This window comes from Bacillus sp. SJZ110 (assembly GCF_006715455.1).
Taxonomy (GTDB): Bacteria; Bacillota; Bacilli; order Bacillales; family Bacillaceae; genus Bacillus; species Bacillus subtilis.
The window spans coordinates 267,948-279,729 of record NZ_VFNF01000002.1 but is presented as its reverse complement, the minus strand read 5'-3'; the positions used below and the strand labels follow the sequence as shown (position 1 = coordinate 279,729).

The 11,782-nt window shown below is 42.6% G+C and carries 13 protein-coding genes and 1 other annotated feature; of the genes, 3 read left to right on the top strand and 10 right to left on the bottom strand.

Annotation, left to right across the window (positions count from 1 at the left end; genetic code table 11):
• Positions 1–21 precede the first annotated feature (21 nt).
• Complete coding sequence (locus tag FB592_RS06950; RefSeq protein WP_124059721.1) at positions 22–144, top strand: hypothetical protein; 123 nt, start codon at positions 22–24, stop codon at positions 142–144.
• On the opposite strand, the gene mecA is transcribed toward FB592_RS06950, so the two are convergent.
• A complete protein-coding gene (mecA, locus tag FB592_RS06945) occupies positions 139–795 on the bottom strand; it encodes an adaptor protein MecA (protein ID WP_003245194.1) in 657 nt (218 codons plus the stop codon). The genes FB592_RS06950 and mecA overlap by 6 nt on opposite strands.
• Positions 762–902, bottom strand: a complete 141-nt coding sequence (locus tag FB592_RS06940) for a hypothetical protein (protein ID WP_119122854.1) — start codon at positions 900–902, stop codon at positions 762–764. The genes mecA and FB592_RS06940 overlap by 34 nt, the downstream gene beginning before the upstream one ends.
• Positions 903–1,071: 169 nt before the next feature.
• Between FB592_RS06940 and FB592_RS06935 the strand changes: the two genes are divergently transcribed.
• The gene (locus FB592_RS06935) at positions 1,072–1,728 is read left to right on the top strand and encodes a TerC family protein (protein WP_038828809.1); all 657 of its coding nucleotides are present in this window, start codon (positions 1,072–1,074) and stop codon (positions 1,726–1,728) included.
• A 45-nt stretch (positions 1,729–1,773) separates the two neighbouring features.
• Here the strand turns inward: FB592_RS06935 and spx are convergent, their stop codons facing one another.
• The 8 genes from spx to oppA form a co-directional block, all read right to left on the bottom strand.
• Complete coding sequence (spx, locus tag FB592_RS06930) at positions 1,774–2,169, bottom strand: transcriptional regulator Spx (RefSeq protein WP_014476435.1); 396 nt, start codon at positions 2,167–2,169, stop codon at positions 1,774–1,776.
• A gap of 180 nt (positions 2,170–2,349) precedes the next feature.
• Positions 2,350–2,928 carry a GNAT family N-acetyltransferase gene (locus FB592_RS06925; RefSeq protein WP_003224597.1) on the bottom strand — a complete coding sequence of 193 codons (579 nt, stop codon included), beginning with the start codon at positions 2,926–2,928 and terminating at the stop codon, positions 2,350–2,352.
• A 163-nt stretch (positions 2,929–3,091) separates the two neighbouring features.
• Positions 3,092–4,309, bottom strand: a complete 1,218-nt coding sequence (locus tag FB592_RS06920) for an MFS transporter (protein ID WP_072175656.1) — start codon at positions 4,307–4,309, stop codon at positions 3,092–3,094.
• A 106-nt stretch (positions 4,310–4,415) separates the two neighbouring features.
• Positions 4,416–5,333, bottom strand: coding sequence for an oligopeptide ABC transporter ATP-binding protein OppF (gene oppF / locus FB592_RS06915; RefSeq protein ID WP_003239287.1), 918 nt, complete (start codon positions 5,331–5,333; stop codon positions 4,416–4,418).
• 1 nt (position 5,334) lies between these two features.
• Entirely contained in the window at positions 5,335–6,411 is a 1,077-nt protein-coding gene (gene oppD, locus FB592_RS06910; protein WP_015252358.1) for an oligopeptide ABC transporter ATP-binding protein OppD, read from the bottom strand.
• Between the two features lie 4 nt (positions 6,412–6,415).
• Complete coding sequence (oppC, locus tag FB592_RS06905; RefSeq protein ID WP_038828814.1) at positions 6,416–7,333, bottom strand: oligopeptide ABC transporter permease OppC; 918 nt, start codon at positions 7,331–7,333, stop codon at positions 6,416–6,418.
• A gap of 3 nt (positions 7,334–7,336) precedes the next feature.
• Positions 7,337–8,272 (bottom strand): oligopeptide ABC transporter permease OppB, encoded by a 936-nt coding sequence (oppB, locus tag FB592_RS06900; RefSeq protein ID WP_014479444.1) that lies wholly within the window; start codon positions 8,270–8,272, stop codon positions 7,337–7,339.
• A 106-nt stretch (positions 8,273–8,378) separates the two neighbouring features.
• Positions 8,379–10,016: an oligopeptide ABC transporter substrate-binding protein OppA gene (gene oppA / locus FB592_RS06895; protein ID WP_021479550.1), complete on the bottom strand. Its 1,638-nt coding sequence runs from the start codon at positions 10,014–10,016 to the stop codon at positions 8,379–8,381.
• 470 nt (positions 10,017–10,486) lie between these two features.
• Positions 10,487–10,701: a binding site (T-box leader), on the top strand.
• Positions 10,702–10,759: 58 nt separating this feature from the next.
• Between oppA and trpS the strand changes: the two genes are divergently transcribed.
• The gene (gene trpS, locus FB592_RS06890; protein ID WP_038828823.1) at positions 10,760–11,752 is read left to right on the top strand and encodes a tryptophan--tRNA ligase; all 993 of its coding nucleotides are present in this window, start codon (positions 10,760–10,762) and stop codon (positions 11,750–11,752) included.
• Positions 11,753–11,782: the final 30 nt, after the last annotated feature.

Here is an 11,782-nt window from a genome sequence, read left to right as displayed (position 1 = left end):
GAAGTATACTTTCTGGAAAAGATGATCAACTCCTGTTCGCTGTATTTTCTGCTTGTCTATATGTTTTTGACTTTTCACATCTCTAAAATGGCATTTTCGTGCATAAAAAAAACCGATTTCCGGAAGGAAATCGGTTTGCTATGATGCAAAGTGTTTTTTTATCGTTTCTAGAGCATGCTCTGAAATAATCAGCTTGCCGTACTCTTCAAGACGGTGTATGCTGATTGAGGATTCAGTTGCGTACTCCAGCAGGATGCTTAGCTGATTTTCAACCTCTTCATCAGTCATATTGCAAAAATCTACATATAAATAATATCGGTTCTCAAACGAATATAAAGTCGTTTTGCTTCCGTTAACGTTCAATTTAGATAGAGAAATAACATCCTCAAAATCGCCAAATCGCAAGACAAATTGAAGCTTTTGCTCCTTCTCTTCCTGATTGACGGCTTGCTCTTCTTTCTGGAAATCATCCAGCAAGGCGTCAAGATCCTCAGATGCTGGTTCTTGCTTTTTATCCTCAGGAATCGGCAGTTCGAGCTTTTGTCCGTCTTTGGAAAGCTGGGCTTTTGTGACGATGATTTCTAATCCTTTGTCCAGTGCCTGAACTTGAATCCAAAGTGGGCCTTCCACAGCGAATTCCTCTTCTTCATGAACTTCATCCATGACTTCCCAGAAAAGTTCTTCACTGCGCTCACGGTTATACCAAATTTCTTCTCTGTCAAAACCGCGATCTTCAATATCTCCGTAAGACATATAAAATTTTACTGTATGCTCGTTAATTCTTTCAATTTCCATTTGCCAACCTTCCCTTCTATATAAGATGTTGAAGGGACATCTAAGCTCCCGATTAATTGTACTTTACTACACTTTACCCATTCCGTCCACATCTTAACCTTAACCAAGGCCAGTGTGAATTCCTTTGTATTTCTATTTTATGATAAAACAGTCACAAAAGAAATAAAAATGCACCTTTGCCTAAAAAACGGCAGATCAGGCGGCTGATATCATAAAATATGACCTGTCTCATATAGTAGTAGTACAAGCGAAGGACTGAAAGCGAGGTGCCGCTTCATGGAGCATGACTATCTGATTTCTCTGCTTGTCATTGTTGGGATTGACCTGATCCTCGGCGGAGATAACGCGGTTGTTATTGCCATGGCCAGCAGACATTTGCCGGACAAGCAAAGACAGCAAGCCATTATTCTCGGAACATTTATTGCCGTTGCCATGAGAATCGGATTAACAAGTGCAGCAGTATATCTTTTGAACATTCCGTTCTTGCAGTGCGCCGGCGGAATTTTCCTGCTGTATTTAGGATATCAGCTGCTGATTGAAAAAAAAGACACGAAACACATTAAAAGCAGCACCTCCCTGTGGAGAGCGATACGAACGATTGTGCTTGCAGATCTCTTTATGTCGCTGGACAACGTCATCGCAGTTGCGGGAGCATCACACGGTGAGTTTTCTCTCGTTGTTATAGGTTTGTGTGTATCGGTTCCGGTTATTATTTGGGGCAGCAAACTCATCCATATTGCACTAGAGAAAATACCGCTTCTGATTTACGCGGGAAGCGGGCTGCTTGCTTATACTGGCGGAGAAATGATTGTCAGAGACAAAAAGCTGTCGCTTTTTATGGCGCAGCACGACACAGTTGAAACGCTCCTCCCCATTTTGACGGTTGCGTTTGTCATTCTTGCGAGCATTTATTACCAGCAGGTTGAAAAATAATAAAAGAAGGCTGATGACTCAGCCTTCTTTTGATGATACGATCTATTAGTTTGCCAAACGCTGTGCTTCTCTTAATTGGAAAGAGCGAACTTTTCTTGGCAGGAAACGTCTGATTTCGTCTTCGTTATATCCGACCTGCAAACGTTTTTCGTCAATGATGATCGGACGGCGAAGCAACCCTGGATGCTCGTTGATCAAGCGGTACAAATCTTGCAGCGGCATAGATTCAACGTTCACATTCAGTTTTTGGAATACTTTTGAACGGGTTGAGATGATTTCATCTGTTCCATCCTCAGTCATTCGAAGAATTTGTTTTATTTCATCAATTGATAAAGGTTCAGAGAAAATGTTTCTTTCTACAAATGGAATATCGTGCTCCTCGAGCCACGCTCTCGCCTTTCTGCATGAAGTACAGCTTGGTGATGTGTATAGTGTAACCATTCATCTTCACTCCTCTAATTAGTAGGATGAACATCTATTTTATTCTTAAATTGAAATTACTCTAAAAAAGGAATCTTTACAGGTATTATACTATAAAAAAGTAAGTGTGAACAGTATCCTAAGAAAAAAATGTGTCAATCCAGCAAATTTTTAATGTTCATGATATGTTCTAATTCTCAATTAGCTTAACTGATCGAAAATATTTTTTTGTTTTTCTTCATCAATGAGTTTCAGGACTTCATCCGTTTTTTCGTACGATTCCCCGTACCATTTCTCGTCTTTATAAGTATGAATGTTTTCATATGTTTGTTTCATGGCTTCAAGAATTTCTTCTTCTGATTCTGTTTTTGGTGACCAGTACAGAATCTCCATCTTGTTTACTTCATTCGTAGCCAATGACCGGCGCCGGTACCCAATTGACTGAGCATGCTTGAAATGCTCTCTTTGATAAAACCTCAGGCGTTTTTCTGTATCAGTATCATCTTCATCCACAGGTTCCACCTCGAGCAATATGGGCTTATTTTTCTTTTTCAGCTTCGCGATCAATTTGCCGCCAAGCCCCTGCCCTCTTGCATCCTTAGACACATACAGATAATCAACGAAGATAAAAGAATCGAATTCCGCAAACATTAAAATATGATGTTTGCCTTCATCTTTATGATAAATATCGCTTCGCTCTTTCAGAAGAGCTTCCATATGCGCTTTTGATTTCATTTCTTCAATTGGAAAGTACTCGCTAAGCTTTTCATACCAGTTCATTGATTTGCTCCTTATGAGTTCGTTGTCTTCATACTTTTAGATATACCCCATTTCTTCTTGTTTAAACAGCCTTACATCTATAAAGACGTGCGAACTTCCGCCATGGTTTCATTTTTTTTCAGCAAAAACGGAGCCAGCTGCTCCGTTCATTTTGAAGTGTATCTCATTGAACTCGGTTTTCCCGCCTGTAATGAATCAGGCGGGGCTGCGCCAGTGCAATCAGAAATGTCATGATATATAATGCAGCAGCCGCGATAAAAGCTATTTTCGCACCAGCAGCATCAGCCACTAGCCCCATAATGGAGTAGGTGACGCCTGACCAAGGAGTCAAAATCGCATTTTTTGCAGCCATGATTCCGATTCGTTTCTGCTCGGGAATAACCTCCTGCAGCATGGTTTCCTGGCAAATATCACGCACCTGATAAAAAGGCCCCATTGCAGCACAAGCCAGAGCGCATAAAAATGGGACTGGAGAAAATGAAAACAAAAGGGTCAGCGCCGACATTACAAGCGAGCTGAACATAATGGCATAGCCCATATTCCGCTCAAAAAAAGAAGAAAAACGAATGGCAATCACACTGCCGACAATTGCGCCTATAAAATAGGAAGCGTTAAACATCCCCCACCACACCTCTGTTTCATGCAAAACAGCCGCAGTAAATGCGAGGAGAATAGCAGATGACCATACGGAACCCGCCAAAGCTTCTATCATGTCCATTACAGTAATGTCTCTTACAATAGGAATGATCATTAAATCCTTCCATATACTTCTGACAGATGCTGTTTCAGCAGTTCCTGCATCCTCTTCTTCATTAACATGCAGCACACTGATGGAAGCTCCCGATAGAACAAACAGGCAAATGGCAGCGCCGACAACGAGTTCAAAAGGGATGGCGTACGTCAGAAGGCCTCCAAGGCCCCAGCCTGCTGTTAAGAACAATTGATTCGAGAGGGAGATCACACCATTCGCTTTTACATATTGCTTCTTTGGAACAATAATCGGCAGCAGCGCAAATCTTGCCGGCTGAAAAAAAGCGCCCGCGAAGGAAAAACAAAACACAAACAGCAGCGTAATCCAAAAGAATGCCTGTCCGTGATGAGTGACGCTGTATGCCATCAGGGTTGTAAAGACCGCTCTCAGCAGATTCGCTCCCGCAAGCACCTTTTTAAAACCGAGAATGCGAAGCACCGGAGAGACGCAAAAGCTTGCTGCTATACTCGCAAACGACATGAACGATAAAATAAGGCCCGCCAAAAAAACGGAGTCAGTCATTTGATAGACCCGGACCATTAAAACGATTGTGGCGAGGACTCCTGCTAGAGATTGAAAAGATTGAGACAGCAATAGCGCAAAAACATTTTTGTTATGCAGAAATTGAATCGTATTTCGCCTCCGCTTTTTCCTCTAATTGTAAATGTTATCATTCTCACTTTCTATGAGGACGCAAAAAAATCCTTCAAGAGAAATCTCTTGAAGGATTGATGAATCATGAAAAAGCTTTAAATTCGGCTTCCGTGCACATCACAAAATGTCCCGGTTTGACTTCACGGAATTCCATCGTTTCCCCATCCTTTAATTGATGGACAGATGGATCATATTTCTGGCGAACGCGATTTCTCTCATAGTCCGGATCAGGAAGCGGAATCGCAGAAAGCAATGATTTTGTATATGGGTGAAGCGGATTTTCATAAAGCTCATCTGCCGGCGCAAGCTCAACCAGTTTCCCGAAATACATGACGCCAATGCGGTCACTGATGTATTTGACCATCGATAAATCGTGGGCAATAAACAGGTATGTGAGCCCTTTTTCTTTTTGCAGTTCTTTCATTAAATTCACGACCTGCGCTTGAATGGATACATCCAAAGCGGAAATCGGCTCATCCGCGATAATGAATTCCGGATCAACAGCAAGCGCTCTGGCAATCCCGATTCTTTGGCGCTGGCCGCCGGAAAATTCATGAGGATAGCGGTTCGCGTGTTCCTTGTTCAATCCCACTGTTTCCAATAGTTCATGAACTCGCTGCATCCGCTCTTTTTTCGTTTTTGCCAGCTTATGAATATCAAGGCCTTCAGCAATAATATCAGCAACTGTCATTCTCGGATTCAGGGATGCATATGGGTCTTGGAAAATCATCTGCATTTTGCGGTTGAATTCCAGCAGCTTTTTCCGCGATTTTTTCCCGTGCACATTTTCACCGTTAAACAGCACCTCACCATCGGTTGCTTCGTACAGCCTGATAATGCTTCGGCCTGTTGTCGATTTACCGCAGCCAGATTCACCAACCAGCCCTAATGTTTCACCTTTATAGATATCAAATGATAAATCATCTACAGCCTTAACGGTTCCTCTCGGCGTGACAAAGTGCTGTTTTAAATGTTTGATTTCTAATAGTTTTTCAGTCAATTCATTCACCTTCTCTCACTAAGACAGGTTTTTCATACGTATTTGCCAGTTTACGCATTTTCGCTTTTACCGCTTCTGGCGGCTCTACCTTTGGCGCGTCGGGATGAAGCAGCCACGATTTGACATAATGAGTATCAGATACCTTAAACATTGGCGGCTCCTGTTCAAAATCGATTTTCATCGCATAAGGGCTCCGCAGGGCAAAAGCATCTCCTTTTGGCGGGTTTGTCAAATCAGGCGGCGTGCCCGGAATTGCAGTCAGCTCTTCCTCTCCTGAACTTTCCAGTGTCGGCATGGATGCAAGAAGCCCCCAAGTGTACGGATGTCTCGGATCGTAGAAGATTTCGTCTACCGTACCGGTTTCTACAATCTGTCCCGCGTACATGACAGCGACCCGGTCAGCAACGTTAGCCACAACACCAAGATCGTGTGTGATAAAGATGATGGACGTGTCAATTTTCTTTTGCAAATCCTTCATTAATTCCAAAATTTGCGCTTGAATCGTTACATCAAGAGCAGTTGTCGGCTCATCGGCGATCAGAAGTTTCGGATTCGCTGCAAGCGCCATGGCAATGACAACCCTCTGTCTCATCCCGCCTGAAAATTCATGCGGAAATTGGTTCACCCGCTTTTCCGGCATTGGGATACCGACTAATTCCAGCAGTTCAACCGCGCGTTTTTTAGCCGCTTCCTTCGAGATCTTTTCGTGTTTAAAAAGCACTTCCGTAATTTGTTTACCGACCTTCATCGTTGGATTTAAAGAGGTCATCGGATCTTGGAATATCATGCCGATCTCTTTTCCCCGGACATTTTGCATTTCTTTTTCAGACAGCGGCACCAGATCCTTTCCTTCAAACAGGATCTCACCGCGTTTGAAATAACCCGGAGGCATTGGAATCAGCTTCATAATCGCTTGAGAGGTTACACTTTTTCCGGAACCTGATTCGCCGACGATAGCCAGCGTCTCCCCTTTATCCAGATGGAAATTCACTCCGCGGATCGCCTGGACCTCTCCGCCATATGTTTTAAATGAAATTGCTAAATCTTTTACTTCTAATAGGCGTGTCACCCGTATCACTCCCTTATTTACGTAACTTAGGATCCAATGCGTCTCTTAATCCGTCGCCGACAACGTTGAAACCAAACATTGTAATGCAGATAAATCCGGCAGGGAAGAATAAACGCCACGGATAATAGGTCAATGCAGGCAATCCGTCAGAAGCCATCGTTCCCCAGCTTGCCAGCGGAGCCGGAACACCAAGTCCCAAATAGCTTAAAAAGGCTTCTGTGAAAATTGCAGTAGGAACTGTCAGTGTCATCGTGACCAAAATAGAACCCATTGCGTTTGGCACGATATGTTTAAACAGAAGACGGGATGTTTTTGCACCCAGTGTCTGTGATGCAAGCACATACTCCTGATTCTTCAGCTGCAGCACTTGTCCGCGCACGATTCTGGCCATATTAATCCAGCCTGTAATCGTCATGGCAATAATAATCGTAAATAGACCTTTCGGAAGAACAACCATCAGTAAGATAACCATTAATAATGAAGGAACTGCCCAAAGGATATCAGCGATACGCATCATGATTTCATCCGTTCTGCCTCCGCGGAAGCCTGAAATGCTCCCCCAAATGACACCGATCAGCAAATCAAGAACAGCGGCTGCGACACCGATAAAGATTGAGATTCGCGCTCCTACCCATGTACGGACGAAAATGTCCCGTCCAAGATCATCTGTGCCGAACCAGTGATCTTTTGAAGGCGGCTTATCCGCATTTAAGAGATTAGTAGTTGAATAATCATACCTTGAGAACATCGGCGCAAAAATTGCCATAAGGACAATGAGCACGATAATGATAAGCCCGACCATTGCAAGCTTATTGCTGCGGAAGCGAAGCATCGCATCTTTCCAGAGGGAAAGGCTCTTTTTACTTATTTTTTCTGCATCGCCGGCATTCGCTGCGGCTGGTTCAAACATGTTTTTCGGAATGTTCTGCATGGCCTAGGCTCCTTTCTTTGCTTTGGAAAGCTTGATTCTCGGATCAATAATGCCGTAAAGCACGTCTACGATTAATACACACAATAGCAGGATGACACTGAAGAACACCGTTACACCCATAATGACTGTATAATCACGGTTTGTAATACTGTTGACGAAGTGTGAACCAAGACCCGGGATCCCAAAAATCGTTTCAATGATAAAACTTCCCGTTAAGACCTGGGCGGCCATCGGGCCCATGTATGTAACAACCGGCAAAAGCGCGTTTCGAATGGCGTGCCGCACAGTAACTGCTGGACGAGACAGCCCTTTCGCTTTCGCAGTGCGGATATAATCACTGTTTAACACTTCGATCATGCTTGAACGGGAAAGTCTGGCAATGAACGCCATCGGCATGGAAGCAAGTGCGATTGAAGGCAAAAAGGTGTATGCCCAGGACTCCCACCCCGCGACCGGAAACAGCCCAAGCTTCATGGAGAACACATATTGCAGAACAGCCGCCATGATAAAGCTCGGAACTGAAATACCAAATATCGTTAAAATCGCGACGGTATAATCCTGCCACTTATTATGGTAAAGAGCTGCAATGACTCCAAACAATACACCTAACGCTAAAGCGAGGAGAATAGCTTCTGCTCCAAGAGTGAATGAAACGGGGAAACCTGAATTGATCAGGTCGTTAACACTCTGACCTTTATATTTAAATGATGGTCCGAAATCCCACATTGCAACTGATTTCAAATAACTGACGTATTGTACAAACAGCGGCTTGTCCAAGCCATAGTGCGTATTTAAGTTTGCTTCAATTTCAGGCGGAAGCTTTTTCTCACCTGAAAATGGCCCGCCCGGTGCTGCTTGCATTAAGAAGAATGTCACAGTTACAATCACAAATAGTGTGATAATCATATAGACTAAGCGTCTTCCGATATATTTTAGCAAGGGGGAACACCTCCATGGTTTTTACTTTTTTATATTCCTCAGTAAGAAAGGTATATGGGAAATAGGTCCCCATATACCTTGAGGTTATTGTTTTCACAAATAAGACTTATTGAAAGTACGCGTTTCTGAAGTAAATTTCTCCAGTTCCAGTAATAATAGTTCCTTTCAGATTTTCGTCTTGTACCCAAGGAATCGTATAAAAATAAATTGGAGCTACCGGCATTTCATCAATGAAAATACCTTCCGCTTTTTTCAGCAGCTCTGCACGTTTGTTTTGATCTGTTTCAGTTTGTGACTGATTCAGCAATTTTTTGAATTCTGGGTTTTCCCAGCCTGTATCGTTATTTCCTCCGTCTTTGTCACGGAACAATTCTAGGAAGTTGATAGGATCGTTAAAGTCCCCAAGCCAGCCCATACGGCCGATTTGATAATCTTGGCTGTGGAGCTTATCAATATAGACATTCCATTCTGAGTTATCAAGCTCAACATCAACGCCTAAATTTTTCTTCCACATTTCTTGTACAGCTTGAGCGATTTTCGCATGTGCATCATCAGTGTTATAAGACAATTTGATTTTCGGAAGGTCAGATGCCTTGCTTAATCCCATTTCTTTTAGGCCTTTTTCAAGGTATTCTTTTGCTGTTTTGACATCGTTGTCTTTGTAGTAGCCTTCTTTGTTATCCTCAAATCCCTTCATTGTCGGCGGCACCGCAGCCATAGCCGGGATTTGTTCACCTTGCGTAATGTTTTTAACAATCGATTGACGGTCAATCGCATAAGATAATGCTTTACGGATATTGACGTTGTCTAACGGCTTAGCTTCAGTGTTGAATTTGTACCAATACACACCTGCCATCGGCTCAACATGTAAAGAACCGTCTTTTTTCAAGGAAGGGAGAGATTCTGTCGGAAGCTGCCCGAGCGGCAAACCGGCCCAATCAAGTTCGCCAGCTTGGAATTTTTTCAGTTCCGTATTGTTATTGTTGATCATAACCATATCGATTTTCTTCAGTTTGACTTTGTCTTTATCCCAATACTGATCATTTTTTTCGAGAGTAATAGAACCGCTGTGTTTCCATGCCGTCATTTTGAACGGCCCGTTTGATACATAATCATCTCCGGCATTTGTATTCCACTTTTTATTTTTCTCTGCAATTTTTTTATTGATCGGCATATACGTATAGAACGCAGTTAATTCAGTGAAATATGGCGTCGGGTTATTTAATTCAACCTTCAGCGTTTTGTCATTCACAGCTTTTACTGCCACATCATCTAGGCTGCCTTTGCCGGTATTCGCCGCTTCAGCACCTTTTATGTAGTAGAGCTGGTAAGCGTATTGTGATTCATTATTAGGGTCAAGCGCCCATTTCCAAGCATATTCAAAATCTTGTGCTGTTACAGGGTCTCCATTAGACCATTTCACACCATCACGAATAGTGAATGTATATGTTTTACCGTCCTTGCTTGTTTCGATTTTGGATGCCATGCCTTCTTCAGGCTCCCCATCTGCATTGATGCGTGTCAATCCTTCAAAAGTCTGACGGATGACACCGCCTGATACTGAATCATTTGCCAATCCCGGATGTAAGGAGAACGGCTCAGTTTTAATATTAATGTTAAGTGTCGTCTTTCCTTTACTGTCCTTTTTCCCTTCACCGTTTGATCCGCTGCCGCCAAAGCCGCACGCGCTCAGCACGAGAGTGAAAATGAGCATCAACGTGACAATCGACCAACGTTTTTTCATATTCGCAAACCCCCTAATAATAATTTTCAGCTCCTTACGGCTAAATCCTCAGAAATATCAGACAAATGAACCTGAGTTTCCACAACTTTTATTCTGTTCCGTCTTTTCTGATTATTTTTGTAAAAAAGCTGTAACAATAGAGTGAACAAGTTCATTATAATGAAACAAATAATTTATTGCAATATTATTTTATCAATTTAAAATATTTAAACTTCGTTAGTTTTTCTTCCATGAACATAATATCCTTCTACCATTTAAAGCATAAATTGATTAAAAACTTTTTCATGTGTTTTCTGCCCATATTGCTTTTTACATATAATATCTGCCTGTTTTTACGCTGATAGCAGTTATCATTTAAGGATTTTACAGCACCCGTGTTATTTATATTATTACAATTTTACTGGAAAAAAGAATGTTTTTTCATGATGACAATTGGTTATAATTGATTTATAATGAAGCAATCAAAAGAAAAGCGTGCTATGAAAAAGAGTAGTACACATTTCACCTGTTTGAAGAGAGTCTGCGGTGCTGGGAGCAGATAACGGGCAATGTGGAATGGACTTTGGAGCAGCTGACCGAACTGGAAAAAAGTAGGCTCAGCCGGAGCAGTCTCCGTTACAAACGTCAGAGTGATTTCATTTTAATGGAATAATCAGGGTGGTACCACGGTTCATTCGTCCCTTTTTTACAGGGGAAGAATGAGCCTTTTTTATTATGTTTTAAGAAATGAGGTTGATGTTTTCATGAAACAAACGATTTTTTCAGGCATTCAGCCAAGCGGCTCAGTGACGCTCGGCAACTATATCGGTGCAATGAAGCAGTTTGTCGAACTGCAGCATGATTATAATAGCTATTTTTGCATCGTGGACCAGCATGCGATAACTGTTCCTCAAGACCGGCTTGAGCTTAGAAAGAATATCCGCAATCTCGCAGCGCTTTACTTAGCTGTCGGACTTGATCCAGAAAAAGCAACATTGTTTATTCAATCAGAGGTCCCCGCGCATGCGCAGGCCGGATGGATGATGCAGTGTGTCGCATATATCGGCGAGCTTGAGCGGATGACTCAATTTAAGGACAAATCCAAAGGCAATGAAGCTGTCGTCTCCGGCCTGTTAACATATCCGCCGCTAATGGCCGCTGATATTCTGCTGTACGGAACGGATCTTGTGCCTGTCGGTGAGGATCAAAAGCAGCACCTTGAGCTGACGCGGAATCTCGCAGAACGCTTCAACAAAAAATACAACGACATCTTCACGATTCCGGAAGTGAAAATTCCAAAAGTCGGTGCACGCATCATGTCTCTGAATGATCCGCTGAAGAAGATGAGCAAATCTGATCCGAACCAGAAAGCTTATATTACCCTGCTGGATGAGCCGAAGCAGCTTGAAAAGAAAATCAAAAGCGCTGTAACGGATTCTGAAGGCATTGTCAAATTTGATAAGGAAAACAAACCGGGCGTTTCCAACCTTCTTACAATTTATTCAATCCTCGGCAATACGACCATTGAAGAGCTTGAAGCAAAGTACGAAGGAAAAGGCTACGGCGAGTTTAAAGGTGATTTGGCAGAAGTCGTGGTGAACGCATTAAAACCGATCCAGGACCGCTATTACGAGCTGATAGAATCTGAAGAATTAGACCGGATTCTTGATGAAGGTGCGGAACGAGCGAACCGGACAGCAAACAAAATGCTGAAAAAAATGGAGAATGCCATGGGTCTTGGAAGAAAAAAACGCTAATCAAAAAACCGCTCTTTGCAAAGAGCGGTT

Excerpts from the sequence above, each read along its gene's own strand:
- FB592_RS06925 (WP_003224597.1), bottom strand. The coding sequence starts at position 2,928 with ATGAACTGGTATGAAAAGCTTAGCGAGTACTTTCCAATTGAAGAAATG.
- FB592_RS06935 (WP_038828809.1), top strand. The coding sequence starts at position 1,072 with ATGGAGCATGACTATCTGATTTCTCTGCTTGTCATTGTTGGGATTGAC.
- spx (WP_014476435.1), bottom strand. The coding sequence starts at position 2,169 with ATGGTTACACTATACACATCACCAAGCTGTACTTCATGCAGAAAGGCG.
- trpS (WP_038828823.1), top strand. The coding sequence starts at position 10,760 with ATGAAACAAACGATTTTTTCAGGCATTCAGCCAAGCGGCTCAGTGACG.
- oppC (WP_038828814.1), bottom strand. The coding sequence starts at position 7,333 with ATGCAGAACATTCCGAAAAACATGTTTGAACCAGCCGCAGCGAATGCC.
- FB592_RS06950 (WP_124059721.1), top strand. The coding sequence starts at position 22 with ATGATCAACTCCTGTTCGCTGTATTTTCTGCTTGTCTATATGTTTTTG.
- mecA (WP_003245194.1), bottom strand. The coding sequence starts at position 795 with ATGGAAATTGAAAGAATTAACGAGCATACAGTAAAATTTTATATGTCT.
- oppA (WP_021479550.1), bottom strand. The coding sequence starts at position 10,016 with ATGAAAAAACGTTGGTCGATTGTCACGTTGATGCTCATTTTCACTCTC.